22 protein-coding genes are annotated in these 25,963 nt (G+C 39.9%); 11 read left to right on the top strand and 11 right to left on the bottom strand.

Annotated elements, in window-relative coordinates:
- The first annotated feature begins 60 nt into the window (after positions 1–60).
- Both hmgA and maiA read left to right on the top strand, forming a co-directional pair.
- On the top strand, positions 61–1,362 hold the full coding sequence (hmgA, locus tag ACJJVZ_RS02015; RefSeq protein ID WP_405597669.1) for a homogentisate 1,2-dioxygenase: 1,302 nt from the start codon (positions 61–63) through the stop codon (positions 1,360–1,362).
- 2 nt (positions 1,363–1,364) lie between these two features.
- Positions 1,365–1,994 carry a maleylacetoacetate isomerase gene (gene maiA / locus ACJJVZ_RS02010; RefSeq protein ID WP_273048123.1) on the top strand — a complete coding sequence of 210 codons (630 nt, stop codon included), beginning with the start codon at positions 1,365–1,367 and terminating at the stop codon, positions 1,992–1,994.
- A 12-nt stretch (positions 1,995–2,006) separates the two neighbouring features.
- Here maiA and ACJJVZ_RS02005 read toward each other — a convergent pair whose 3' ends face one another.
- The gene (locus ACJJVZ_RS02005) at positions 2,007–2,240 is read right to left on the bottom strand and encodes a TIGR02647 family protein (protein ID WP_182702720.1); all 234 of its coding nucleotides are present in this window, start codon (positions 2,238–2,240) and stop codon (positions 2,007–2,009) included.
- A 114-nt stretch (positions 2,241–2,354) separates the two neighbouring features.
- Between ACJJVZ_RS02005 and ACJJVZ_RS02000 the strand changes: the two genes are divergently transcribed.
- Entirely contained in the window at positions 2,355–2,657 is a 303-nt protein-coding gene (locus ACJJVZ_RS02000) for a DUF1496 domain-containing protein (protein WP_077535109.1), read from the top strand.
- A gap of 54 nt (positions 2,658–2,711) precedes the next feature.
- Entirely contained in the window at positions 2,712–3,020 is a 309-nt protein-coding gene (locus tag ACJJVZ_RS01995) for a VF530 family DNA-binding protein (RefSeq protein WP_138585276.1), read from the top strand.
- A 52-nt stretch (positions 3,021–3,072) separates the two neighbouring features.
- On the opposite strand, the gene ACJJVZ_RS01990 is transcribed toward ACJJVZ_RS01995, so the two are convergent.
- From ACJJVZ_RS01990 to ACJJVZ_RS01965, 6 genes are all read right to left on the bottom strand, one after another.
- Positions 3,073–4,692 carry a diacylglycerol kinase family protein gene (locus tag ACJJVZ_RS01990; RefSeq protein ID WP_405597666.1) on the bottom strand — a complete coding sequence of 540 codons (1,620 nt, stop codon included), beginning with the start codon at positions 4,690–4,692 and terminating at the stop codon, positions 3,073–3,075.
- Between the two features lie 844 nt (positions 4,693–5,536).
- Complete coding sequence (locus ACJJVZ_RS01985) at positions 5,537–6,160, bottom strand: TetR/AcrR family transcriptional regulator (RefSeq protein ID WP_077535107.1); 624 nt, start codon at positions 6,158–6,160, stop codon at positions 5,537–5,539.
- Positions 6,161–6,331: 171 nt separating this feature from the next.
- A complete protein-coding gene (locus ACJJVZ_RS01980) occupies positions 6,332–7,732 on the bottom strand; it encodes an efflux transporter outer membrane subunit (RefSeq protein WP_405598160.1) in 1,401 nt (466 codons plus the stop codon).
- 11 nt (positions 7,733–7,743) lie between these two features.
- On the bottom strand, positions 7,744–10,878 hold the full coding sequence (locus ACJJVZ_RS01975) for an efflux RND transporter permease subunit (protein ID WP_405597663.1): 3,135 nt from the start codon (positions 10,876–10,878) through the stop codon (positions 7,744–7,746).
- Between the two features lie 12 nt (positions 10,879–10,890).
- Entirely contained in the window at positions 10,891–12,060 is a 1,170-nt protein-coding gene (locus tag ACJJVZ_RS01970; RefSeq protein ID WP_138585920.1) for an efflux RND transporter periplasmic adaptor subunit, read from the bottom strand.
- Between the two features lie 349 nt (positions 12,061–12,409).
- Positions 12,410–13,708 (bottom strand): hemolysin family protein, encoded by a 1,299-nt coding sequence (locus tag ACJJVZ_RS01965; protein ID WP_138585919.1) that lies wholly within the window; start codon positions 13,706–13,708, stop codon positions 12,410–12,412.
- Between the two features lie 690 nt (positions 13,709–14,398).
- Here ACJJVZ_RS01965 and ACJJVZ_RS01960 point away from each other — a divergent pair.
- On the top strand, positions 14,399–15,577 hold the full coding sequence (locus ACJJVZ_RS01960) for an IS4 family transposase (protein ID WP_405596959.1): 1,179 nt from the start codon (positions 14,399–14,401) through the stop codon (positions 15,575–15,577).
- A 167-nt stretch (positions 15,578–15,744) separates the two neighbouring features.
- Here the strand turns inward: ACJJVZ_RS01960 and ACJJVZ_RS01955 are convergent, their stop codons facing one another.
- The gene (locus tag ACJJVZ_RS01955) at positions 15,745–16,854 is read right to left on the bottom strand and encodes an arginase family protein (RefSeq protein ID WP_405597659.1); all 1,110 of its coding nucleotides are present in this window, start codon (positions 16,852–16,854) and stop codon (positions 15,745–15,747) included.
- A gap of 456 nt (positions 16,855–17,310) precedes the next feature.
- On the opposite strand from ACJJVZ_RS01955, the gene udp reads away from it, so the two are divergent.
- Complete coding sequence (udp, locus tag ACJJVZ_RS01950; protein WP_077535101.1) at positions 17,311–18,066, top strand: uridine phosphorylase; 756 nt, start codon at positions 17,311–17,313, stop codon at positions 18,064–18,066.
- Between the two features lie 53 nt (positions 18,067–18,119).
- On the opposite strand, the gene cdd is transcribed toward udp, so the two are convergent.
- Both cdd and ppc read right to left on the bottom strand, forming a co-directional pair.
- Positions 18,120–19,049 carry a cytidine deaminase gene (cdd, locus tag ACJJVZ_RS01945; RefSeq protein ID WP_405597656.1) on the bottom strand — a complete coding sequence of 310 codons (930 nt, stop codon included), beginning with the start codon at positions 19,047–19,049 and terminating at the stop codon, positions 18,120–18,122.
- A 121-nt stretch (positions 19,050–19,170) separates the two neighbouring features.
- Positions 19,171–21,816, bottom strand: a complete 2,646-nt coding sequence (gene ppc, locus ACJJVZ_RS01940; protein ID WP_077535099.1) for a phosphoenolpyruvate carboxylase — start codon at positions 21,814–21,816, stop codon at positions 19,171–19,173.
- A 384-nt stretch (positions 21,817–22,200) separates the two neighbouring features.
- Here ppc and ACJJVZ_RS01935 point away from each other — a divergent pair, with 384 nt between their 5' ends.
- The 3 genes from ACJJVZ_RS01935 to ACJJVZ_RS01925 are packed head-to-tail and all read left to right on the top strand — an operon-like array spanning position 22,201 to position 23,942.
- A complete protein-coding gene (locus tag ACJJVZ_RS01935) occupies positions 22,201–22,599 on the top strand; it encodes a thiol-disulfide oxidoreductase DCC family protein (protein WP_138586567.1) in 399 nt (132 codons plus the stop codon).
- Complete coding sequence (locus ACJJVZ_RS01930; RefSeq protein WP_405597652.1) at positions 22,596–23,324, top strand: SDR family NAD(P)-dependent oxidoreductase; 729 nt, start codon at positions 22,596–22,598, stop codon at positions 23,322–23,324. Before ACJJVZ_RS01935 ends, ACJJVZ_RS01930 begins: the two co-directional genes overlap by 4 nt.
- Positions 23,325–23,333: 9 nt before the next feature.
- Positions 23,334–23,942, top strand: a complete 609-nt coding sequence (locus ACJJVZ_RS01925) for a flavin reductase family protein (RefSeq protein ID WP_077535096.1) — start codon at positions 23,334–23,336, stop codon at positions 23,940–23,942.
- Between the two features lie 37 nt (positions 23,943–23,979).
- On the opposite strand, the gene ACJJVZ_RS01920 is transcribed toward ACJJVZ_RS01925, so the two are convergent.
- The gene (locus ACJJVZ_RS01920; RefSeq protein ID WP_405597650.1) at positions 23,980–25,059 is read right to left on the bottom strand and encodes a M24 family metallopeptidase; all 1,080 of its coding nucleotides are present in this window, start codon (positions 25,057–25,059) and stop codon (positions 23,980–23,982) included.
- Between the two features lie 74 nt (positions 25,060–25,133).
- Here ACJJVZ_RS01920 and ACJJVZ_RS01915 point away from each other — a divergent pair, with 74 nt between their 5' ends.
- Together ACJJVZ_RS01915 and ACJJVZ_RS01910 are read left to right on the top strand one after the other, a co-directional pair.
- Positions 25,134–25,292, top strand: coding sequence for a hypothetical protein (locus tag ACJJVZ_RS01915; protein ID WP_405597648.1), 159 nt, complete (start codon positions 25,134–25,136; stop codon positions 25,290–25,292).
- Entirely contained in the window at positions 25,279–25,938 is a 660-nt protein-coding gene (locus tag ACJJVZ_RS01910; protein WP_282130336.1) for a DsbA family oxidoreductase, read from the top strand. Before ACJJVZ_RS01915 ends, ACJJVZ_RS01910 begins: the two co-directional genes overlap by 14 nt.
- The last annotated feature ends 25 nt before the right edge of the window (positions 25,939–25,963 follow it).

The following is a 25,963-nucleotide window of genomic DNA, read 5'->3' as shown; positions in this document are numbered from 1 at the left end:
AGAGTATCTTACCTTAAATAATAAAAACATAAAACCAACCTTCTCTCACAGGAATCAGTAATGGCCACACAATTAAATTATATGACCGGTTTTGGAAATGAATTTGAAACACAAGCGCTGCCCGGTGCATTGCCAATAGGTCAATTTAGTCCACAAAAAGTTAAATACGATTTATACACTGAGCAATTTAGTTCAACGGCCTTCACTGCTCCGCGTGCTGCAAATCGTCGAACTTGGTTTTACCGAATTCGTCCGTCGGTGGTGCAAGGTGATTATCGTGCAATGGATAACGGTTTACTAAGAACAGCACCCATAACAGAAGCTGTAACACCACCAACAATGCTGCGCTGGAACCCAATTGATATACCTTCTGCACCGACCGATTTTATAGACGGATTAGTAACAATGGCCGCGAACGGTAGCGCAAATGGACAATCGGGTATTGGCATTCATGTATATGTAGCCAATCAGTCAATGCAAGACCGCTACTTTTGTAATGCCGATGGCGAAATGCTATTCGTCCCTCAGCAAGGTGAGTTATTAATTCACACCGAGTGCGGTAAATTAGGCATTAAACCGGGTGAAATTGCTGTGATCCCACGAGGCATCAAATTCTCTGTTGACTTAATTGACGATACTGCGCGCGGCTATATTTGCGAAAATTATGGCCATGCATTAGAGCTTGCAGAGCGTGGCCCTGTTGGTGCCAATGGTTATGCCAACGACCGAGATTTTCAATACCCAGTGGCAGCCTATGAAGATAAAGAAGGTGACTTTGAACTGGTTTCTAAGTTCAATGGTAATTTATTTAGCTGCGAAATTAAGCACTCTCCTTTTGATGTAGTCGCATGGACAGGGAATAGTTCGCCGTATAAATACGATTTATCGCGTTTTAACGTCATGAATACGGTTAGTTTTGATCACCCCGACCCGTCTATATTTACGGTATTGACGTCGCCATCAGCCACTGAAGGCATGGCGAATGTTGATTTTGTTATTTTCCCGCCTCGTTGGATGGTCGCCGAAAATACATTTAGGCCGCCTTACTATCATCGCAATATTATGAGCGAGTTTATGGGCTTAATCGAAGGTGTATATGATGCAAAAGAGCACGGTTTTGTACCAGGTGGTGCGAGTTTACACAATTGTATGTCGCCGCATGGTCCTGAAGCCGATGTATTTGAAAAAGCATCTAATGCGGAACTGGTTCCACAAAAATACGAAAATACCCTAGCCTTTATGTTTGAGTCGCGCTATATCATTTCGCCGACAAAATACGCATTAGAAGGACAAGAACGCCAGCCAAATTACACTGACTGCTGGCGTACTATTAAAAAGCAATTTACAGGCTCACAGGATTAATTATGAAATTATACAGCTACTTTCGTTCATCAGCCGCTTACAGAGTCCGTATAGCGCTTAATTTAAAAGCAATCGATCATGAACTTGCGATTGTTAACCTTTTAAAGTCAGAGCAACTTGGCGACGACTATTTAAAAATGAATCCACAAGGCTTACTCCCTGCACTTGAAACCGATGACGGCGTATTAGCCCAATCGCTTGCGATACTTGAATGGCTTGATGAAACGTACCCACAGTCGCCGTTAATTTCAGGAACTGCGTGGCAAAAAGCGAAAATAAGAAATTTAAGTTTTGCGATTGCCTGCGATATACACCCTGTTAATAATTTACGTGTCCTTAAATATCTATCAAATGAGCTAGGGGTAGATGATGAGGCTAAAAATAAATGGTATCGACACTGGATTGAGATAGGCTTTGAAAAAATAGAACTTTTGCTAAACGAAAATGATGACTATTGTATTGGTGATCAACCAACGCTCGCGGATATATGCCTAGTCCCGCAAGTGTTTAATGCTATTCGTTTTAATGTTGATATGGCTGCTTATCCAAAAATTGCAGCCATTTACGCGCGTTGTAATAAATTGGCTGCATTTAATGATGCTGCTCCGCAAAATCAGCCCGATGCAAATTGAGCTAATTTAAAACTAACGTTGTAGCGCACTATGAATAACCGTAACGTGCTCAATTAAGTCTAAGCCCAGATCAGTTAAATAACCGCCATCTGGGCTATCTATAATCCCTTTTTCAAATAACCGTTGCGCTGCACTAAGTAAACTTGGCTCTGCATCTGAATGTAATTTAATTCCCTGCATTTTACTGTCGCGTGGAAATTTAGCCAATAGCGTAAACTCTTCTATCATTGTTTGGTTAAATTGCATGTGTTCACCTTTTTATTGTTTTGTGTTTTACTAAATGTGTTGTACTAAACTTACCCTAGCATGTTTTTTAGCTTTGTGTACTATTTTTAAACTCATGACAATTTAAGGTGAAAAATGCGTAATTTATTTATTCTATGTTTTTGTTTTACTTGCTTAACATTCACAATGCTAAGCCAAGCAAATACCATCAAAACACTCTCAGTTGTCGACGCTGATCAGTTTATAAATGCCGATACCCAATGTTGGTACGACAATAAACGCTACAGCGAAGGTGCATTAATACAAATTCACTCGTTCACTTTAATTTGTGGCGCTAAAACCCCGCAACATAATAATAGCCGACTGATCTGGCTCAAACTAGATAAGCAAGGGAATGCTATTTACCCAACTAAGCCGCAAACAATTACGGTGAATTAGCCTCTATGCACGAATTAAGCTACAATACGCACAGTTTAAATAAGTAGTATGGCTATGAATAATCAACCTAAAAACCCATTACATGGGGTAACATTAGAACAAATACTTGTTGAGTTAGAACAAAGACTTGGCTGGAGAACATTAGGTGAGCAAGTTAAAATCAAGTGTTTTACTGACGATCCTAGCATTAAATCTAGTTTGAAATTTTTGCGTAAAACACCATGGGCCCGAGACAAAGTAGAGGCCCTTTATATACATACGATAAATAATAGACCTATTCGCAGACCAAAAAGTGCGCCTAGAGAAACGTCAAATAAAGCCCCGGATACAACAGGGTTTGTTTGGCCTTCTATTAAAAAGTAAATGATATAAAGATGCATAATTATATTATGCATCTTTATATCAACATCCCTTTTTACACCTCTTTACAAATAACATTAAGTGATGCTGGTACGATAGTAATTACTAAGCGTTTAGCTGTTTTAGCCTCACCATCTAACACATACCTAATCTCATTCTGTGCAGTAATTTCAACTCTTTTAGCATTGGTATGATGCGAATTTATAGCTAAATGCGTCTGAGTAATACTGCTAAACATAAGCTCTGCAATACTCAAAACTGTTGTGAAATCATCTTTGTTGGGAGTTAACCAATTCACATCAAGCAAACCATCATTATGATTTGGTTGCCCCCCCCCTTGAGCGAGTAATGTAGTAAAAGGTGCCGCATTAGCGACAATAAAGCTATTAGTGCAAATTTCTTGAGGTTCATTGTCATCGAGTTTTACAGTAAGCGATTGTGACTTTTGCTCACCAAAAGCTTGAAAGAAACCATTTAGGTAAGCTAATTGCCCTGATTTATTTTTTGCTTCTCTGTCCGCTTTCTCAATCATGGATTGTTCAAATCCAATGCCCGCCAGTAACAATACCAATTCATCATTACAATATGCCGTATCCATTAAACTTGTTTGACCATCTATAATTAAATCGCAAGCTTGCTCTACAGGAATAAATTTAGAGCTGATCCCCATTAATACATGCGCAAGTGCATTTGCTGTACCTAAAGGAATAATACCTAATTTACATTGTGTATTAACAAGTACACTGGCGACTTCTGCAACGGTTCCGTCTCCGCCACAGGCAATAATAATATCAGGTTGCTCTTTTATGGCGTGCTTAGCTAAAGTTATGCCGTTGGTTTCTTTATTGGTGGTGAGTATTTTTAAATCATAATAACTTGATAAGCGAGCAACAATTAAATGCTCCTTTTCTTGCCATAATTTAGTGCCCGATACCGGGTTTGCTATCAAAATGGCTTTATTCTTTATAACAAGTTCTCCATTTTTATGGCGTTTTGCTAAATGCCGCAATTGGTGTTTATTTAAATTTGCAGTTTCACGCGTTTCTTTGATCTGTGCGAGTATTTGATGCACATCCGCATTTTTATTCTGGCTGAGCAAGTAAGCTGCCATAACAAACACTGATCGCCCTCGGCCTAAAGCACAATGCACCACGACTCGACGATTTTCTTTGATATGATGATGGATCCAATTAATAGCCTGATTAAGCTGCGAGTGCGTCGGTACGCTGTGATCAAGCACCGGGATATTCAAATACTTTATATTTTCCTGTGTTGAGCTCCATTCTAAGCCATCAAATTCACAGGTTACGTCTAAAATGGCTGTTATTCCATTACTCTTTAGTGTGTCTATATCCGATGGAAATAATCGACAGGCTAAAAATAAATTGTTATTAATTTGCTGAATAGGCGGTACTTTATCGTGCTTGCGAGCGTATGCATTATAAATTTGAACACCGAATAAAAAAGGGATAAAGGCCCAGCGAATATAAAAAGGAATGACACCACTTTCTCTTTTTCTAAATATTTTACCCGCATTAAATAGATAAGCAGCACTTACCAGCAGAAGTGATAAAGCAGTCCAATAAAATACCAGTGAAAAGTAAACGGAGTTAACCTCCCAACCAATAAAAATAAACAGTAATGCTAATACTAAATAACTTATTGCAGCCCACATAGTTTCTCCTTTTATGTATTATTAGTTAACCTGACCGCTGGATAATAAATCTATCTCGAGCCGCTATTTTCAGCGCTAACTGCGTTGAATTTACTTGCAATAGGCCCGCTATTGATGCGTAAATTCGCCTTGTTTTCACTGAAAATCTCTGGCTAGAGAGAATAAATTTAAATATCACAATGATTCAATACGTTAGTAAATCTCTTAACCAGAGTTCAGGTTAGTTAAATCCTACTGTTCTGTAGCAAATTACGCACCACCTAATTTATTTATAAATTATAGTATACCAATTCGCTTAATTAAGTGATCTATTTTGAGGCTATGAAATCGTGTCGATAAAAAGGAAAAAATTATTACTTAGTTGTTTTTTATAAGGATTTTTATGTGGTTAGCGTGAGATTTCATCTCTCAAATTGGGTGATTATTATTGCGGATGGGTATTCGTTCATTAAGTGTAAACAAATAAACGATGATTAAATTCTATTTTAAAATCTGCCAAATTTACGTGCTTATCAGTCATAAATTCATATAACGCAATTTACTGAAATTCGTTCATGGGAGGAAGAAGCTAACAATGCGTTAGCTTTTTATGAAGACGAATCACGCTACATAGTTAATGCCTTGCCTAATACCAATTTTATTAAAAACATGATCATTCTAGCGTATTAAATAATTCACTAACGACGTTAAAAATTATTTATAGAGAACAACTATATATCATAGTTTTAGCCTTGTTATTGCGCTATTTTGTTATCGCTATAATAGTTCTCTAATTTAATGCAATTGGTATAACGACCAAATAGTCTGCTGCAAATTTAACTTCTAAAGATAAACAGGCCCTAAACTAATGTGATTCAAATGGCATTAGCAATGTTTTCATTGCTGGGCGAAGTGCGATTAAAACGGTTTCTTCTGTTAATTCGGGATAAAGTACTTTTCTCAGTAATAACCCCGCCATAACAGAAAAAATAACATTAATGCGGCTTTCTAACTCCACTTCATCAATATCTTTAATTGCACTGCGTTCACTTGTCAGTAGCTGGCGCATTTTATTACGTGCCTGAGTGTCTGCATCACGTAATAAAGTAGCTACTTTGTTGTTTCGTCCCGCTTCTGCAAGCATTTCCAAATCAACCGCACAGGCACCTGTATCAGTATCCATATGCCTTTGCACACCTATATTTAAACCATTAAGTAGTACTGTTAGTGTGTCTTGCGGCTGTCCTTCAAAACCCTCAAATATTGAAAACATTTCTTCCATATCTTTTTCAATAATGCTTTCTATGATCGCTTCTTTGCTTTCAAAGTAATTATATATATGGCCTGCACTCATTCCCGCCATTCTTGATATTTCAGCCATGCCTGCAGCATGAAACCCCTTACGGCGAAAACAATCGGCCGCAGCAGTCAGTACTTGCTGACGGCGCGCCTCTGCGAGTGCTGGATCTGTGTGTCTTTTAGTTTTCATACGAAACTCCGATACCGAATCTACCGATCCGACAATAGATGTTTTAACAAACAGTTAAGTGCGCAATATGAACATAGTTAACTGAAAAATATAAACACCCATTTAAATCTTATACGTAATTAAACAGCTGCACATGAGCTTAAGTGCAACTATTTATATTACAGCGCTTGACTAATTAAGGTGCTGGTTCCAACCACCACCTACAACTTTGTACAAGCTGATTTGACTTGCAAGTAATGCTTGCTGTCCCACAATGTGCTGTTGCTGCGCGCTGTACCACGTTCTTTGTGCATCAAGTACTTGCAAGTAACTGTCCGCACCGTTGTCGTAGCGCGCTTGCGACAAATCAAACGTTGATTGGCGGCTTTGTAGTAACATATCAAGCGCTGTTAACTGCTCTTGATAACCTTCTGTATCAGCTAATGCATCTGCTACTTCACGAAAAGCCTGTTGAATTTTTTGCTGGTAGGTAGCCAATGCAATTTCTTGATCCGCTTTTGCCACATCTAATCGAGCCTGATTTCGGCCCATATTAAAAATTGGTAAGCTCACCGATGGTACAAAACTCCATGTTCCTGAGCCTGAATCAAATAAACCACTCAATTCACTAGACGCACTGCCTGCATTGGCCGTTAAACTAATACTCGGATAAAAAGCAGCCTTAGCAATCCCTATATTCGCATTTGCAGCTAATAACAGATACTCAGCAGCTTTAATATCAGGGCGCTGCGTTAATAAGTCGGACGGTAATCCAACGGGTACTGATGGTAAACTTAAAAGTGAATGTAATGATTTACTTGGCAGTAAGTTATTCGCTACAGGTTTGCCTACAAGTAAATCCAGTGCATTTTTATCGCGTTTCAATAAACGTTTGTATGTTGCAATATCTACTTTTGCAGTCGCGACTGTGCTTCTTAGTTGCTCAAGGGTAATTTTTGAAGCTGCACCCAAATCAAAACTTTTTTGGGTCAGTGACAGTGACTCCTGCTGAGAACTTAGCGTTTCTTGGGCAAGTGCTAACAACTGTTGATCCGTGGCGTAATTTAGCCATGCATTAGCAAGTTCAGCCACCAGCGATACTTGTGTACTGTATTGACTAAGCTCAGTTGAGTATAAATTTTGCAATGCTTGCGCTGATTGATTGCGCACTTTTCCCCAAATATCCAACTCGTACGATGTAATTCCTACTGTTGCGCTATATTGAGAGCTAATTGTTGGATTATTTCCACCCGATAACTCAGCAGGCAAACGCTGGCGATTCCCTGCGCCATTAAAATCCAGTGAAGGGTACAGTGCCGAGTCTTCAATTTGATATAAACCACGTACGCGCTGCACATTAAGTACGGCTATTTGCATATCTTTATTATGCTCAAGACTTTGCGCGATTAGTGTTTGTAATTTTTCATCGCTAAAAAACTGCTGCCACTTTAAAGAAGTCACTTTTGCTTGCCCGGTATCCGATGCGTAGGCATCAGGTACTGGTAACACTAACTTTGCTTGTTCGGGTGCAAGCTGACAACCATTTAAGATAACGACTGTAATTGCACTTAAACTCAATGTTTTAAGATTGATGTTTTTTAGTCTCATTCTGCACTCTCCTTTGCAACGCTATCTGTTTTGCGGGGAAATACACGGCGAACTAATACAAAAAACAACGGCACAAATACCACAACCAAAATTGATGAGGCAAGCGTGCCACCAATAATTGAAATACCCAATGCATTTTGTGCACCAGAGCCAGCGCTAGATGCAATGGCAAGCGGTATAACACCACAAATAAAGGCCATGGAGGTCATTAAAATTGGACGCAAACGAAGGCGTACAGCAGCAATTGCAGCGTCAACCAAACCAAGTCCTTCGTCCATCTGATGAATTGCAAACTCAACAATTAATATTGCATTTTTGGACGCCAACCCTATGGTGGTTAATAAACCAACTTGTAGGTAAATATCATTGGATAATCCACCCATTAACGCCGCCATAATTGCCCCAAATATACCCAGTGGCACGATAAGCATTACTGCAAATGGTACAGACCAGCTTTCGTATAAAGCTGCCAAGCATAAAAATACAAACAATAGGGAAATACCATATAACATCGGCGCTTGCCCGCCACTTGAGCGCTCTTGAAAAGAAATACCTGACCACTCAGATGCAAAGCCATTTGGTAGCTTTTTCACTAAACGCTCCATCTCATCCATTGCTTGACCGGTACTGTAACCTGGCGCCGCACTCCCTTGGATTTCCATAGCAGAAAAACCATTGTAACGCTCTAGTCGCGGTGAACCATAAGACCAATATGAACTCGCAAAAGCTGAAAATGGGACCATGTCACCATTGTTATTACGTACATACCACTTATTCAGATCCTCAGGGACCATGCGTGCTTCAGCTTCACCTTGTAGGTATACTTTTTTAACGCGTCCACGGTCAATAAAGTCATTTACATAACTACTTCCCCACGCAGTAGAAAGCGTACTGTTTATATCACCTTGCGATAAACCAAGTGCTTGCGCTTTTGCCAAGTCTATATCTAACTGTAGCTCTGGCATGTCTTCTTGTCCGTTTGGACGAACACCTGCCAAAATAGGACTTTGGCTAGCCAACCCTAATAATTGGTTACGAGCGGCCAGTAAGCCTTCATGACCAAGGCCCACACGGTCTTGTAAAAACAAATTAAATCCGTTAGCGGTACCAAGCTCAACAATCGCAGGCGGTGGAAATGCAAATACAAAGGCTTCTTTTATTGTAGAGAAGTAACCCATTGATTTTCCTGCAACTGCGTTGACCGATAAGTCGTCACGTTGGCGTTCATCCCAATGCTTTAAATTAACAAAGCCAAGTGCTGAGTTTTGTCCAGATCCCGCAAAGCTAAAGCCAATAACGCTAAAAATACCATTCACAGCTTCAGCTTGATCGTTTAGGTAATGATTTTCTACTTTTTTTACAACTTCAAGTGTTTGCCCTGTTGTTGAACCTGCTGGCAGCATGACTTGGTTAAACAAAATACCTTGGTCTTCATCTGGTAAAAATGCCGTAGGCAAGCTTGAAAACACATACACCATACCGCCAACAATTACGCCATAAATAAGTAAGTAACGCTTAGAATGCGTAAGCATACGGCTCACAAAGTTTTGTGTACCGGCGTTTGTTTTATCAAATCCACGGTTAAATCCAGAGAAAAACTTACCAATAAAAGAACTATCGTTATGAACGTGACTCGGCTTTAAAAGCGTTGCACATAAAGCAGGCGTTAAAATAAGCGCGACTAAAACCGATAACCCCATAGCCGATACAAGCGTAATAGAAAACTGACGATAAATAACACCCGTCGAGCCACTAAAAAATGCCATTGGTATAAATACGGCTGAAAGCACCATAGCAATACCGACTAAAGCGCCTTTTATCTCATCCATTGATTTACGCGTGGCTTCAAGCGCGGAGAGTTTCTCCTCAGTCATTAAGCGCTCTACGTTTTCAACGACAACAATTGCATCATCTACCAATAAGCCTATCGCAAGTACCATCGCAAACATTGTTAGCGTATTTATTGAATACCCAAATGCGTATAAAATACCAAATGTACCAAGTAAAACCACAGGCACCGCAATGGTAGGAATGAGCGTTGCTCTAAAGTTTTGTAAGAACAAATACATCACGACGAAAACCAACACAACGGCTTCAATTAGCGTATGTATTACTTTTTCTATCGATAGCGATACAAACGGTGTTGTATCGTAGGGGATCACTGTTTGTAAACCTTCTGGAAAAAAGGGCTCTAACTCTTTAAGTGCATCTTTAACACCTTGAGCGGTATCAAGGGCATTTGCACCACTGGCTAGTTTTACACCTAGGCCTGATGCAGGTTTACCATTAAAACGTGCTATAACACCGTAGTTTTCTCCACCAAGCTCAACTCTTGCTACATCTTCAAGGCGAACAACTGAGCCATCGCTGTTAGTTTTAACTGATATTTGTTCAAACTGTTCGGCCGTTTGTAATCGACTTTGCGCCGTCACCGTTGCATTAAGCTGTTGCCCAGCAACCGCAGGCATACCCCCTAATTGACCGGCCGATACTTGAGCATTCTGCGCGCTAATTGCCGCGCTAATATCTGCTGGCGTAAGTTTAAAGTTTTGTAACTTGGCAGGGTCTAGCCAAATTCGCATAGCATATTGTGAACCAAATAATTGCGCTTCACCCACACCATTGACACGCGATACTATGTCTTGCACATTTGATGAAACATAATCACCAATGTCAATATTATTCATGCTGCCATCTTGCGACACAAATCCAACGACAAGCAGAAAGCTGTCTGCAGATTTTGCCACAACCACACCTTGCCTTTGTACTTCTTCAGGTAAAAGAGGGGTTGCTGTCGCCAATTTATTTTGTACTTGAACCTGCGCAATATCTGGATCAGTGCCCGCACTAAACGTCAGGGTTAGCGAAGCTGAACCGCTGGACTCTGATGTAGATGACATATATAGCAAGCCATCTAATCCTTTCATTTTTTGCTCTATTACTTGTGTAACAGAGTCTTCAAGAGTTTGCGCAGATGCACCTGGGTAATTTGCTGTTATGCTAATAGCCGGTGGTGCAATAGATGGATACTGCGCAATAGGTAAACTATTAATAGCTAAGATACCTGCGAGCATCACTACAATAGCAAGTACCCAAGCAAATATTGGTCTATCGATAAAAAATCGTGACATTGAAATTCTCCGTTATTGCGCTTTACCGGCGGTACCAGACGATTGAACTTCTGAAGGATTAACAGGAACACCTGGACGAATCTTTTGCAGCCCTTCAACAATTAACTGGTCGCCTTCGCTTAATCCCGCAGTTACTAACCAACTAGCGCCAACTGAGCGATCTATTTTTAATACTCTACTTTCAGCAATCCCCTCTTTGCTAGCAACCATTACTGTTGGTTCCCCCTTAGAATTACGACTAACACCACGTTGCGGCACTAAAATAGCATCCGCTTTAACACCTTCGATAATTGATGCACGTGCATACATGCCAGGCAGTAATAACTTTTCTGGATTGGGGAATTTAGCGCGTAACGTTACCGAGCCAGTGCTTGGATCGACAGTGACTTCTGAGAACTGTAAAGTGCCTTTATGAGAATACACTGAACCATCTTCCATCATTAGTTCAACGTCTGCTTGGCTCGTAGAATCAACACTTAAAGCGCCTGAAGCGATCGCTTTTTTAAGTTGCGTTAACTCGTTACTCGATTGTGTTAAATCAACATAAATCGGGTCTAATTGTGTCACAGTGGCTAAAGCCATTGTTTGGTTAGCGCTAACTAACGCACCAACCGTTACGCTTGATTTGCTAATTTGGCCACTAATAGGTGACGACACATGGCTGTAATCAAGGTTTATTTGCGCTGATTTCAATTGGGCCTTTGCCGTTAGTAATTCGGCATTTGCTTGTTTGTATGTGGCATCTGCTTCATCAAAATCTTGCTGACTTACCGCTTTTATTTTTAAAAGTTCACTATAGCGTGATGCTTTAGATTTACTGCTTGCAATACTTGCCTGTGCACGTGCAACGGCGGCTTCACTGGCCGCTAAATCAGCTTCAAATGTGGCAGGGTTAATTTGATAAAGCGCTTGGCCTTGCTCAACTTGCCTACCTTCGACAAATAAACGCGATTGCACAATACCACTTACTTGGGGACGAATTTCAGCAATTTGAAAAGCGCTAATACGTCCAGGCAGTTCTTTTTTTAAAGTAAGTGATTGGCTTTTAAGGGTCACTACGCCCACAGGGACAGCTTGAGGTGCTGAAGCTTGTGACTGCTCTACCGCCTGATCGCAACCAGTTAAAATAACAGAACCGGCAAGAACCGATAATACAAATAAAGCAATGCGGGAACGCTGCATGGTAAATACCTTTAATTTAGAGTGAACGATCATTCTAAATTAAATTCAACTATTAATATATGTTAATCAATCACTTTTTACACAAATTTACATTTATTATTTTTCCGGATGTGTAATAAGATTTGGAAGGAAATTATTTGTTATGGAACCGTGGGGTTGGTCAAATAACATGGGATGTAGTGGACTATTTTGAGGTAAGAAAATAGCGTCAATAACAAGGTAAAATTTTAACTAACCTGAACTCAGGCTATTTAATTTGTTCAAAGCTTATGCCAATTGATATTACCGACATAAAAAAAGCCAAGCGTGGCTTGGCTTATAAATAACGAGTATCGCAATTACATCAAGTTTATTGAGTTATTGCGGCTGAGGATATGACTCTTGATACAAGTAACTGCTCTACCCTTATCCCTTCAACGTCAACAACTTCAAATTTAAAACCGGCATAGGTTAAATGCTCAGCGCGTTTGGGAATGCGCTTCATGGTGTAAATTAAGAAACCAGCAACCGTTTCGTAGTGCATTTGTTCAGGAAATTCTTCTATATCTAATACTTTTGCTAAATCTGTGATTGGTGTTAAACCATCTACTAACCAAGAGTCTTTATCACGCGCTATTATCAACTCGTCACCTTGGTGGGTGATTAAATCCCCCATAAAGCCTTTCATTAAATCCTTTACAGTAACAATGCCTACCGATAAAGCATATTCATTAACAACAACGGCAAACGGTTTAGCTGCACTTTTAAAGGCATTTAGCGCCTCAGACAAACTCAGTGTTTCGGGCAAGTAAAAAACATCTGTATCAATCAGCTCATCATTGATATTAGCCGCTTCACCTTTAAGGACTTGTCGTAAAATATCTTTTGATTCAACTGAGCCATGCAACTTATCTAGGTTCCCTGACACCACTAAAAAGTGATTATGAGGATGATCAATAATTTTAGTTGCAATATCATGGCTAGATTCTTTCAAATCAAAATAAACAATTTGGTCGCGAGGAGTCATTACGCTCGATAAAAACCGCGCTTCTAAGTCAAACACATTACCTATTAATTCATATTCTTGTTTTTGTAAACTGCCGTATGCCGCACCCGCATCCATCATAGCAACAATGTCTTCGGTTGTTACATTATCTTCTCGCTCAGCAGGGACTTTGAACAACCGCAATACAAAATTAGTGACCCCGTTAAAAAACATCACCAAAGGAGTCAATGCAAAGGTCACCCAACGCATTATTGTAACCACTCTCACAGCCACCGCTTCTGGCATAATCATAGCTAAACGCTTTGGCATTAAATCAGCAAACAGAATAAATAGTGAGGTAATAGTAAAAAACGAGAATAAAAAGCTAATTTTCTCTAAGTGCGGACCTTGGTAAAACAACACCAACACACTTTCAACGTACGGCGATAAGGCCTGCTCGCCCACAATGCCACCTAATATAGCAATCGCATTGAGCGCTATTTGGATCATCGCAAAAAAAGCGCCTGGATTTTCTTGCAGTTTTAATACCGCAGCCGCCTTTACGTTACCTTCATCTGCCATTACTCGCAGTTTTATTTTTCGCGACGCTGCAATTGCTATTTCAGACATAGCAAACAACGCACTGATCAAGATCAACAAACTAATCCCGATTAAATCACCCATTTAACGCTCCAAAAAGTTAGCGCTTTTTAAACAAAAAGCAGCTGGATTATAATCGGTTTTTTAAACGCAGCAATTTATATTTAATAAATATATATAAGTCATTATATTTCAATGTGTTAAAGAGGTATTTTGAGTTGAAAGTGGGGTGTTTTACAGTGGAATATAAAATATTATGAAAATTGAGGACTGGTTTGCATCAAAGCGCTAAACGCAAGCCCTATAAATACAGGGCTTGCAATAGGACGCGATAACAACGCTATCCTAATAGTGAGAATTATACCAATCTTTTTAAAACATGATCACTTTAGCGTATTAAATAACTCACTAACTACGTTAAAAATTATTTATGTAGAACAACTATGTATCATAATTTTAGCCTTGTTATTGAGCTATTTTCTTGTCGCTATAATAGATCATTAATTTAAGGTCTGTTGATCTTTGCGGATTAAAATTTGTTCAAACTAGGGGCTATTTAATCGCGGCGCGAGGTTTGCAATCGAGTGGGCTCGGTAACTGCTCCTGCGTTACTCTAATGGCTTACATCCCTGTAAGAATAAGTAAAAACCGAGCAACAAAGAGTAAATAGCCCCTAGGAAGAACCCTTTGGGCTGACGAATCCCCAAAACGTGACAGGCACAGCAATTTATGATCTTATGTAAATCACCACAACCCACATAAGTCACAACTGCTATGCCTGACACATCAGTTTGCCATAAGTACTTTAAACATGCATTAGCGCCATTCAATAATGCCAGAGTAAAAACATTACTAAGCTGCAGTAATGCATTAATTTCGGGCAATAAACTTACCTTAACTGAAATCGGCAGAAATTTGTCTGGCGCTGTGGATGTAAAACATAAAATAAAACGCGTTGATCGCTTCTTAAAAAATACTCACCTCTACAATGAAAGGGTCGCTATCTATAAAGCATTAGCTCATCCTATTATCGACTCTTTACCAATGCTTGCAATTGCCGTTGACTGGAGCGGTGCCTGTGGTCACGACTATTACTTACTGCGAGCAAGCTTACTTGTGGATGGGCGCTCTATCGTGATTTATAACATGATTGTTGAGCAGAAGAATTTTGATAGCCCAGCAACCAACAGCCTGTTTTTAGATGAACTTTATGAAGTGCTTGGACGACATCCTAGTGTCTATATTGTAACAGACGGCGGCTTTCTTACGCCTTGGTATAGTAAAGTACGCGAACTTGGTTGGCATATGATAGGTCGATTAAGAGGCTCAATGAAGTGTAAACTAGCCATGCAATCACAATGGCATACATTAAAACAACTTAGGGCTGGTGCCAGCGATATACCAAAGGCGTTAGGTCAAGCACGACTAACTCAGTCCAGCCCGACAGCATGCGATGCATTTTTACACGTATATCATGGAAAAAATAAAGGAAGAAAAGGAAAAAGCAGATTTACGAAAGATACAAAAATGTATCAAAACTTAGCGAAAGAGCCATGGTTACTCGCGACATCAGACAATACAATGACGAGTAAGCGAGTAGTTGGTTTATATAGTAAAAGAATGCAAATAGAGCAAAATTTCCGCGATGACAAAAGTTTGAGATATGGTTTTTCGTGGCGTTTTAGTAAAAGCACCGGCATAAATAGAATAGGAATATTATGCTTGATAGCCACAATAGCGAGCACTGCGTTATGGTTTATAGGGTGTGAAGCAGAAAAAAGGAAGTGGCATATAAAATTTCAAGCAAATAGTGTTAAGAATCGCCGAGTTCTTTCATTTTTAACCTTAGCCAAGCAAGTCATAAAGCTATGTAAGAGACGTATTACACAAAGCTATATAGAAAAAAGTTTAAAAAACTTTATTTCTAATTATCAAAAAGAGGCCGCTGGATAAAGTGGGGATCCCTCAGCCCTTTGGGCTGCGCCTGTTTGGCATTGATGCTGCGTTATCGTCTATTTATGGGGAATAACCACACTACATAGGCGCTGCCTTGCCTAAATACCAAACCGACTGCTGCAAATTTAACCTTGAAAGATCAACAGACCCTAATGCAATTGGTATTACTTATTCATTGCACCAATCAAAAATGCTGAAATTTTAGCACCTTCGCGCAGCGTTGTTTCAGAGCTTGACTGACCAACCAAAGAGCTGTCGGTAAACGGCGCTATTTCCATCATGTCAGCACCTGTAATAGGGAACTCATCGGCAATAGCTGATAAAATATCAAGCGCATGTTGCGGTGTTAAACCGTTATCTTCTGGCGTACCCGTAGCAGATGCAAACTCAGCGTCCAGCGCATCAATATCAAAACTAACATACACTTCATCAACGTTACCAGCTTTTAATTGTGCAATAGCCTCAGCAGCAACTGCGGCTGCGCCACGTTCTATGATCTCATGTGCCCAATGTTGCTTAACACCAAACGTACTTTCCCAGTGCGCTTTTGGCTTACCGCTTGAACGAATACCAAATTGAATTAAATGATGCGGTGCCGGTAAAAACTCTAAAATATGTGTACACCACGAGCCAAAACATAAATCAATACCTAAGCGTTCAACGAGTAAATCTGTATGCGCGTCAAAGTGAATAATAGCAGTGCGTTTGCCCTGCTCACGCTTAGCTTTTAAGTACGCTTTAGTCAGTGGATAACTAATTGAGTGATCGCCACCAATACCAAATATGCCTTTGTCTGTAAATGTTGCGTAAAAGCTGTCGCATACGTCTTCAGTAATCGATAATGGGCTCACATAATAATCATTATCTTCATTACCGTATAACGCTTTTTGGCAGTTAGAAATTGTTGCATCATTTAGGTATTTGTCATGCAATAAATGTGGAATTACACGCACATCACCCAAATCAAACGAATGGCACTGTGGTTGTTGATCAATCAATGCTGAGCGCACAAATAACGGTCCCCAATTTGCGCCACGTAAAATACCGCCACCGCAATCAGAGCTAATACCTAACATAACCGCTTTATGCGGGGAATTTGGTAATTCATTTAACGACTCACGCCATAGGTTATCAACGTTTTCAGTTTGCCCGTAAAGTTTATTTCTCAGTGCTGCTTTTCGCTCTTTGGCTGTATTTACCGTGTATACACCATCACCTGGTGCGCACAAGCAGTGCTCAACTTTGTTTTTAAATGCTTGAAATTGTGTGCTCATAATAAACCCTTACGATTTTATATTCTGTCCGCAACTAACTAATTTTGATTAGTTATGCAAAATATTTAAAAATGCCTAAACTTCAAATAAATTCTATTTTGCTTAATAAGTCCGTGCCTGATCCGTATAAGCACATTTGCTTAAAAATAGTTAAAGCCAATATAATCAATTGAATTAATTAAACTTTAGTAATTTACAGCTAGGGCTTATTTAATTTTAGTTACGCGCTTGAGTGATACTTATTATGTCTGGTTAAACATGTCAACCACACCGTATGGCCGCGCATATAGATGCTTGATTGAATATTCATTGTTGATGAATAAATCAAATTAACTCTTTAAAATATTCATACTTAATTTTGAACAGTTAGAATAAAACGGACAATCGTCCTGTACTTGATAAACGTTTCTAGCAATCATGTTAGATTGACAACAATTTTTATAAAAAGGCTTAGCTATGGAAAAGGTATTTCACTTAGGACTATGTATTGACGATCTTAAAGGTGCAAAACTTGCAATTGTACCGGGCGACCCTGATCGTGCTGCACGCATTTCACAATTCCTAGACAATCCAACCTGCCTTGCTCAAACACGTGAATTCCATGTTTATTTAGGCCAACTTAATGGTCACTCTGTGGTTATTTGTTCTACGGGTATTGGTGGTCCATCTACGTCTATTGCTGTAGAAGAATTAGCGCAACTTGGCGTACGTAAATTTTTACGTATTGGTACAACGGGTGCTATTCAACCACATATAAACGAAGGTGACATTTTAATTAGCCAAGCATCTGTGCGTTTAGACGGTGCTAGCCAGCATTTTGCACCACTTAGCTACCCTGCTGTGTCTGACTTTTATGCAACACAAGCAATGGTACAAGCATGTAATAATTTAAATATCGATTTTCATATTGGTATTACAGCTTCAAGCGATACATTCTACCCAGGTCAAGAGCGTTACGATACGCATTCTGGTTACGTGCCAAAAGCATTCCAAGGTAGCTGTGAAGAATGGCAAAAGCTTGGTGTAATGAACTACGAAATGGAATCGGCGACATTATTTACTATGTGCGCGGCACTTGGTCTACAAGCAGCTTGTGTAGCGGGCGTACTTGTTAATCGTACTCGCCAAGAAATACCAAATGTTGACCACGGTGAAATAGAGCGAAAATCTGTCGCTGTCGTACTTGAAGCAGCTAAAGTATTACTTGATTAATACCGGCTGTTACAATAAAGCACAGCTTTTAGCTGTGCTTTATTGTATGCGGTTCACTCTTTAAGTGGGGCGCTAATTACCTCAAGTGCGGGTAAATTGCTAAAACTAGCCAATACAGCCTTTGCTACACCAGCTTGATTTTCTTGCCCTTTGGTTTCTAATAACGTAATACCCTTCACAACGCTTTCATTAAAGCTAAGACCCGCTAAAAAAAACTGACTTAATGCGCTTTGTAGTGGCGATAAGCTTGGGCTATACGCTGCATTTTCAGCATAGCTTCCATAAAAATCACCGTCATTAAACGTAACGATTTTTACTGCGCAAAAATTTTGGCTATAAGGCACGTAAGCATTAAGCGCAAAGCGGGCAAATGTTTCATCAAGGCCATCTAGATTAAATTTAGCTAACTGTGGTTTTGGATTAAATAAACTAAATTCATTACCTAAATCAGTTGGCCCAAATGAATGCGGTAGTAACTCGGCTAATGTAAATTGCTGGTTTGGGAGTAAAATATCAAATTCTTTAGCATCGGCTAGTTCATTCATAAACTGGCGACAATATCCACATGGTGCATCACTAATGGCTATTTTTAGAATTTTTTTAGCACCATTTAACCATGCATTATTAATAGCCGATTGCTCTGCGTGAACCACTAAACTCAATGCTTGATGATTAAATTCTACATTTGCACCAAAATAAAAGTGTATATCGCCATTTTCATCAAGCGCTTTAACTATTGCGCCAACGTGGAAAAGTGATACGGGAGCAACTGAAAACTCAGAAGCTAGAGGCACTAAACCTTGCAATAGTGAATCTTCCGACACCGCATATTGCGAGCATAACGCTTTAATATTATTAGAATTTAAAATGCCACGTTGGGACTTTAATTGGCTACGTAATGACGCTGTTTGCGCTACGTTTAATGAGATGTGTGAATTGGTAAGTGCTGTATCTTGCTGTACAGTAAAAGTTGCTGAAGCCATAACATTTTTTAATTATTCAATGGCTAAGTAGTTTAAAAGGTTAAGATACTAAATACCAGCCTATTTAACGCAAAAAAAGGGAGCACATCGCGTACTCCCGTTTAATTAACAAAATAACCTGTTAACCAGTATTGCGCATACCTGCTGCAATGCCCGTCATTGTTATCATTAATGCATTATCAATATCACCTTCGTTGTGCTTGTCGTTTGAGCGCGCACGACGAAGCAGCTCAACCTGTAATAAATTAAGTGGATCGGTGTACGGGTTACGTAAACTAATTGACTCTTTGATCCAAGGCTGCTCAGCTAACAGACTTTTTTGCGGGCTCAGCGATTGCACTAAAGTAATGGCTTCTTTAAGCTCTTTACGAAGCGTGATACCCAGTGGTTTGTACATATCTTCTACCAACGCGTTATCGTAATGCTCACTCAACCAACAATCGGCTTTACTAAATACCATTTCTAACATTTCTAGGCGCGATCTGAAAAACGGCCACTGCAGGCTCATTTCGTTTAGAGTTTGTGCACCATACTTCTCAAGCGCTGCTTTTAAACCGGTTAACGCACCTAACCATGCAGGAAGCATTAAACGGTTTTGACTCCAAGCAAAAATCCACGGAATAGCACGTAAACTTTCAACGCCACCATTGGGGTTACGTTTTGCAGGGCGAGAGCCAAGCGGAAGTTTAGACAGTTCAAGTTCTGGCGTTGCCATTCTAAAGTAAGGTACAAAGTTTTCATCATGGCGAACTACATTGCGGTAGTGTTCACACGACTGTTCACTAATGAGCTGCATTACTTCACGCCACTGTGGTTTTGGCTCCGGTGGTGGTAATAAGTTACTTTGCAGTACTGCGCCTGCGTAAATATTTAAGCTTTGCAGTGCAACATCGGGTAAACCAAATTTAAAGCGGATCATTTCACCTTGCTCGGTTACACGCAACCCCCCTTTTAATGAGCCTGGCGGTTGCGAATGAAGCGCTTGTGCAGCAGGTGCACCACCGCGCCCTACGGTACCACCACGGCCATGAAATAAGACCAGCTCAATCCCACGTGCATCAGCAAGTTGTACAAGTTTATCCATTGCTTCGTACTGCGCCCAACCTGCTGCCATCATGCCGGCATCTTTGGCCGAATCAGAGTAACCTATCATTACATTTTGCGTGTTTTTAATGTGCCCGCGATACCAAACATTATCAAGCAACGTGGTAATTACATCACTGCCTGCGTTTAAATCGTCGAGTGTTTCAAACAATGGCGCTACGGGTAAATCAAAGCTACAGCCACTTTCTTTTAACAATAGTTGTACCGCTAAAACATCTGATGCGGTGCGCGCCATCGAAATAATATACAGGCCAAATGTTGCCTCATCTTGCATGGCAATAACATCAAAGGTATCAAGCACTTCTTGTACATCAGCGCTGGGTTGCCAATGCTTTGGAATAAGCGGCCTACGCGAGTTAAGCTCGGTTAGTAAAAAGGCTTGTTTGTCTTGCTCTTGCCATTGGTTGTAATCGCCTAACCCTAAATAACGAGTCAGCTCTGAAAACACATCACTGTGGCGCGATGAATCTTGGCGTACATCAAGTTTAGCTAAACGCAGACCAAAACTGTTTATGCGGTATAGTAAATCAAGTAATAATCCATTAGCGACCACATTCATATTGCATTTTAACAATGAGCGATAACAAACTTCTACCGGTTGCCTAAGCTGGTTAATATCGGTGATGAGATCTTGTGAATCACTGCGCTTATTTTTAATTTTAGCGCCAAGATGCACAACGGTTTCAGCGACTTGATTTTTGAGTTTTTTCAGTACGGCTCTGTATGGTTCAAAATCTTGCCCCGCTAGTTCAATAAGCTCATCGCTGGCATCCGACATAGATAATTCAGCACTGAGCGTGTCTAGATCATGGTTGTATAAATCAAGCGCCATCCAACGACCATGATCAAGTACTTGAGTGGTCACCTGCGCAGTTACAAATGGATTGCCATCACGGTCTCCCCCCATCCATGAAGTAAATTCAATTGGACTATAATTAGCGGGTAATTCTAAGTTTAACTGCGCTTTAACATTTGCTGAAAACTCACGTAAAAAACGTGGAACCGCGTGCCAAAGACTATTTTCAATGACCGCATAACCCCATTTTGCTTCATCCACAGGAGTGGGTCGCGAGCGACGAATATCATCGGTATGCCATGCTTGACTGATAAGCTGTTCAATGCGATTTAAAATGTTACTGCGTTCTTGGGGTAAATTATCTTTTCGCTCAAGTGAAGCCAAACAATCACTCAATTCAACATGTTTGTTAATAATTGTGCGACGCGTCACTTCGGTAGGATGAGCGGTTAATACTAGATTTATGTGGAGTTTTGAGAGTGTTTCGGCCAAATGATTACTGTCTAGTTGGCCTTCTTGTGCCTTTGTCGCTAACGCTTTTAATGTTTGAGTGAGAGGATTAAGTTGGCCAAGGCCAACATCATTAAAGCGCGAAACAGTATGAAACTGCTCAGCAACATTAGCTAAATTTAAAAAATGATTAAATGAACGGGCAACTGGTAAAAGTTCTTCGTCACTCAGCGCGTGGAGTACTTTTATTAGCGCTTGACGGTCGTCTTCGTTACCACTGCGAGATGACTTTGATAAAGCACGAATTTCTTCTACTTTGTCTAAAATCGCTTGGCCTTGAGCATCTTTAATAGTTTGTCCAAGCAGTTGTCCAAGCAAATTTACATTGCCTCGCAAGGCGGTATATTGTTCACTCATTTCTCATTCTCCTTTGTCCTAGGGTCTGTTGACCTTTCAGGATTAAAATTTGTTCAATCTAGGGACTATTTAATCGCGGCGCGAGGTTTGTAACCTAGTGGGCTAAGTAAAAATCGAGCAACAAAGAGTTAATCGTCCCTAGAAAGAACCCAAAGGGCAGCGCATGTTTGGCATTTATGCTGCGTTATCGCCTATTTATGGGGAATAACCACACTACATAGGCGCTGCCTTGCCTAAATACCAAACAGTCTGCTGCAAATTCAACCTCGAAAGATAAACAGTCCCTAGAGTCTTATTAATATCATCATAAAGCGATATTTAATAGATCCATTTGCAAAGTCTTGTCGTAAAAAAGCATATATAAAATAATCACAAAGCATCTATATGATCATTTTTTACGATGGTAACTGTCCTCTTTGCAGCACCGAAATGCAGCAGCTCAAGCAAGCCGACATCAAAAAACAAATTGTGCTTGAGGATCTTAATGCGGCTGATTTTTGCGAGCGTTACCCAGCTATAAATAAAGTAAAGGCGATGAGATTTTTGCACGCTCAAAAACAATCTGGTGAGATGATTTACGGACTTGATGTAACGTATCAAGCATGGAAGTTAGTGGGCAAACATCGCTGGCTGAAAGTTCTTCGCTTGCCAATAATTCGCTTTTTCGCTGATTGCGGATACCAGTTCTTTGCAAAGTATCGACACCCTATTAGTCGATTTTTAATGCCTAAAACTCAATGCAGTAATGGCCAATGCGAAATAAAAGTAAAAGGTGATAAATGAAAACCATTATTTTATTCGGTGCCAGCAGCGCTATTGCAAAAGCCTACATTGAACATTTAGATGATTACACAGCGCAATTTAAAATAGTGTGTGTCAGCTCTGGTAATTTTGCAAGCAGCCTCAGTGCAAATATTGAACACTTTGCTACTGATTACAGCGCTGAAAGTTTGGTAAGCTTAACCCAGTTTTTAAAAGATGCTACCACTGATTTACACCAAGTTATTATGTTTAACGGTAAGCTTCATAATACCCAACACATGCCAGAAAAAAAATTAGAAGATTTAAATGCTGAATACTTTAATGAGCTTTTGAACGCAAACACCCTCACTCCACTTCTGTGCCTGCAAAGTGTATTACCACTACTGACACATAAAACGCGGTGTACTATTACCGCATTGAGCGCCCGAGTGGGCAGTATAAACGACAATAAACTCGGTGGTTGGTATACCTATCGCGCATCTAAAGCGGCACTCAATATGCTATTTAAAACAGCCGCTATAGAGCTTAGTCGTCGTGCTAAAAACACCAAATTAATTTTGTTCCACCCAGGGACTACCGACACTGAACTGTCTAAACCATTTCAAAAAAACGTACCTATCGGTAAGCTATTTACGCCTGCATTTGTAGCTAAGCAACTTTTTGAACTCACTAATAATAACCCCGAATTGGAACTAAACGGCGAACCTGCTTATCTAGATTGGCAAGGCGCTACTATACCGTGGTAAGGATTTTTAATGCATTTTACTAAAGCGCAAATAGACGCACTTGAAAAACATACTCGCACTCATTTAATTAATTCGCTTTCGGGTTATAAAAGTGCAAATTTAATAGGCACACAAGACTTACAAGGCAATACCAATTTATCGATTGTAAGCTCTGTTATTCATTTAGGCGCGCATCCACCTTTGGTAGGGATGATAATGCGGCCACACAGTGTGCCTCGCCACACGTTTGAAAACATTTTACAAAGTGGTGTTTACACTATAAATCAAGTAAATAAATCAATTTATAAACAAGCGCATCAAACATCAGCTCGCTACGATAAAGAAGAATCTGAGTTTGATGCCACAGGATTAACACCTCAATATTTTGACGATTTCACAGCCCCGTTTGTGCAAGAGAGTCGATTAAAATACGCTGTTAAATTTGTCGAAAACCAACATCTAGCAATCAATGGTACAGAGCTAGTGATTGGTGAAATAATGGATGTTTACTTAGATAAAGCAGCACTGCAAAGCGATGGTTTTTTAGATTTACAAGCGATAGAAACGGTTGCAATAACTGGCCTTGACAGCTATCACACCAGCAATAAGTTAACGCGTTTACCTTACGCTAAAAAGTAATTTAGCAGGGGCAGTTTAATCACTCCCCCTGACACTTTTAAATGATAAAAGGCTTAGGGGCGTGGGTAAGTACTTCGTAGCCTGTCTGCGTTATTAAGATGTCATCTTCTAAACGCACACCACCAAAATCTGGTACATAAATACCTGGCTCTATAGTAATAACATTACCCGCTTGCAGCGCAAAATTGTTGTGCTCAGTAATAAAAGGCTGCTCATGTAAAAACAGGCCAACACCGTGTCCTAAACCTTTCCCCGAATACTCACCGTAGCCTGAGCCATCTAAAACCTGTTGCGATGCTTGTTGTAGTGTTTTACAACTTACATTAGGTGCTAATAAACCCATTGCCGCTATTTGTGCATCGCGTACCGCGTTGTAAATGAACGTTTGTTTTTCGCTTGCTTCGCCATAAATATAACTACGTGTCATATCTGAGCGGTAGCCATTTACAACGGCACCAAAATCTAACGTAATGAAGTCACCTACAGCTAACGGGCGTTCACTTGGCGTGCCATGCGGAAGCGACGTGCGTTCAGCAAACATCAAAATGGTGTCAAATGCCATGCCTTTCGAGCCAAGCTTTTGCATTCTAAATTCAAGCTCTAATGCTAAATCTCGCTCAGTTACCCCTTGAGTAAAATATGGGAGTGTTTGCGCAAGCGCTTCATCGCTCAGCGCTGCTGCAGCTTTTAATTGCTGTACCTCCCACTCATCTTTAATTAGACGTTGTTGCTCAATAAGTCCTTGAATAGGCAAGACTGACTGTACTTTTAACTCATCAGCTACTTGCTGCCACAACGCCACATTAATAAATGCAGCATCAAAGCCCAGCATTGCGTTTGCGGGTAAAAAACGGTTGATACAATGCCCAAGCGTTTCATTATCACGATCACGACTTATAACATCAAATCCTTGGCATTCATTGCTCGCCCGTTCAAAATAACGATAGTCAGTAATTAATACACAGCTGTTTTGGGTAATTAACGCATAGGCTGCGTTACCGCTAAAGCCACTAAGGTAGCGAATATTTTCATAACCCAGCACTAACATAGCGCTAAGTCCGTGTTTGTTTAAATTGGCTTTAAATGCCGTTTGACGTTGTAGATAATTTGGTTGCATGGTTTCTCCTTTATTACGCCATCATAACAATGTTTAAAAATATAAATAAAAAATGCGATTAACGGTAATTAATAATGACTTTAGATAATTTAAGCAAAGCTAAAAAATCTGTGCTTACACGTTATTTAACCCATCTTTTTAATTTCACGATTGATAAAGCTAAATTAAACCCAATATCCTTTTTATACTCAGCTATAAGCAATCCTCAAAAGGATAAATATGAAAAACTTTAAAATTGATATCGTGTCAGACGTAATGTGCCCTTGGTGTGTTGTAGGTTATAAAAACCTAGAAACAGCACTTGAGCAACTCAAAGACGAAATGAGCGCAGATATTACGTGGCATCCTTTTGAACTAAATCCAGATATGCCAATTGAAGGTCAAGACTTAAACGAACATTTAATGCAAAAGTACAACCTAACTGAAGAGCAAGGCGACGAAAATCGTAAAAACATGTTTGAAGCAGGCCAACGTGCTGGGTTTACCTTTAACTTTGATGGCAAACGCATCATGATCAATAGCTTTGATTTGCATCGTTTATTAATGTGGGCACGTGAAGAAGGTAAGCAAACGCAGCTTAAACTTGCCTTTTTTGAAGCGCACTTCACTGATTTAAAATATTTAAATCAAGAAGAAGCGTTGCTCGACGTAGTTGAAAAAGTGGGTCTTGATAAAGAAACTGCGCGCGGTATTCTACACTCAGACAAATACGTACAAGACGTACGCCAAGAGCAAGACAATTTTAAACAAATGGGCATTACGTCAGTCCCTACGTTTATCATAAACGATAAATATGCACTCACTGGCGGACAACCAAGCGACTCATTCATTCAAGCACTTAAACAAATTAGTGAAGAAGAAGCCAAGCAAGACGCTTAACGAGTAAAATTGTTGTTTAAAACTA

Source organism: Pseudoalteromonas sp. Ld19, assembly GCF_045064135.1.
Taxonomy (GTDB): domain Bacteria; phylum Pseudomonadota; class Gammaproteobacteria; order Enterobacterales; family Alteromonadaceae; genus Pseudoalteromonas; species Pseudoalteromonas aliena.
The sequence above is the reverse complement of the archived record's forward strand: the minus strand, read 5'-3'. Positions and strand labels throughout refer to the sequence as shown.

Bases quoted from the DNA above. Each gene is read 5' to 3' on its own strand.
- ACJJVZ_RS01915 (WP_405597648.1), top strand. From the start codon at position 25,134: ATGACTTTAGATAATTTAAGCAAAGCTAAAAAATCTGTGCTTACACGT.
- ACJJVZ_RS01995 (WP_138585276.1), top strand. From the start codon at position 2,712: ATGAATAATCAACCTAAAAACCCATTACATGGGGTAACATTAGAACAA.
- cdd (WP_405597656.1), bottom strand. From the start codon at position 19,049: ATGGCTTCAGCAACTTTTACTGTACAGCAAGATACAGCACTTACCAAT.
- ACJJVZ_RS01930 (WP_405597652.1), top strand. From the start codon at position 22,596: ATGAAAACCATTATTTTATTCGGTGCCAGCAGCGCTATTGCAAAAGCC.
- ACJJVZ_RS01925 (WP_077535096.1), top strand. From the start codon at position 23,334: ATGCATTTTACTAAAGCGCAAATAGACGCACTTGAAAAACATACTCGC.
- ACJJVZ_RS01910 (WP_282130336.1), top strand. From the start codon at position 25,279: ATGAAAAACTTTAAAATTGATATCGTGTCAGACGTAATGTGCCCTTGG.
- ACJJVZ_RS01975 (WP_405597663.1), bottom strand. From the start codon at position 10,878: ATGTCACGATTTTTTATCGATAGACCAATATTTGCTTGGGTACTTGCT.
- ACJJVZ_RS01990 (WP_405597666.1), bottom strand. From the start codon at position 4,692: ATGTGGGCTGCAATAAGTTATTTAGTATTAGCATTACTGTTTATTTTT.
- ACJJVZ_RS01955 (WP_405597659.1), bottom strand. From the start codon at position 16,854: ATGAGCACACAATTTCAAGCATTTAAAAACAAAGTTGAGCACTGCTTG.
- maiA (WP_273048123.1), top strand. From the start codon at position 1,365: ATGAAATTATACAGCTACTTTCGTTCATCAGCCGCTTACAGAGTCCGT.
- ACJJVZ_RS01920 (WP_405597650.1), bottom strand. From the start codon at position 25,059: ATGCAACCAAATTATCTACAACGTCAAACGGCATTTAAAGCCAATTTA.
- hmgA (WP_405597669.1), top strand. From the start codon at position 61: ATGGCCACACAATTAAATTATATGACCGGTTTTGGAAATGAATTTGAA.
- ACJJVZ_RS01965 (WP_138585919.1), bottom strand. From the start codon at position 13,708: ATGGGTGATTTAATCGGGATTAGTTTGTTGATCTTGATCAGTGCGTTG.
- ACJJVZ_RS02005 (WP_182702720.1), bottom strand. From the start codon at position 2,240: ATGCAATTTAACCAAACAATGATAGAAGAGTTTACGCTATTGGCTAAA.
- ACJJVZ_RS02000 (WP_077535109.1), top strand. From the start codon at position 2,355: ATGCGTAATTTATTTATTCTATGTTTTTGTTTTACTTGCTTAACATTC.
- ppc (WP_077535099.1), bottom strand. From the start codon at position 21,816: ATGAGTGAACAATATACCGCCTTGCGAGGCAATGTAAATTTGCTTGGA.
- ACJJVZ_RS01960 (WP_405596959.1), top strand. From the start codon at position 14,399: ATGCCTGACACATCAGTTTGCCATAAGTACTTTAAACATGCATTAGCG.
- ACJJVZ_RS01985 (WP_077535107.1), bottom strand. From the start codon at position 6,160: ATGAAAACTAAAAGACACACAGATCCAGCACTCGCAGAGGCGCGCCGT.
- ACJJVZ_RS01935 (WP_138586567.1), top strand. From the start codon at position 22,201: ATGATCATTTTTTACGATGGTAACTGTCCTCTTTGCAGCACCGAAATG.
- udp (WP_077535101.1), top strand. From the start codon at position 17,311: ATGGAAAAGGTATTTCACTTAGGACTATGTATTGACGATCTTAAAGGT.
- ACJJVZ_RS01970 (WP_138585920.1), bottom strand. From the start codon at position 12,060: ATGCAGCGTTCCCGCATTGCTTTATTTGTATTATCGGTTCTTGCCGGT.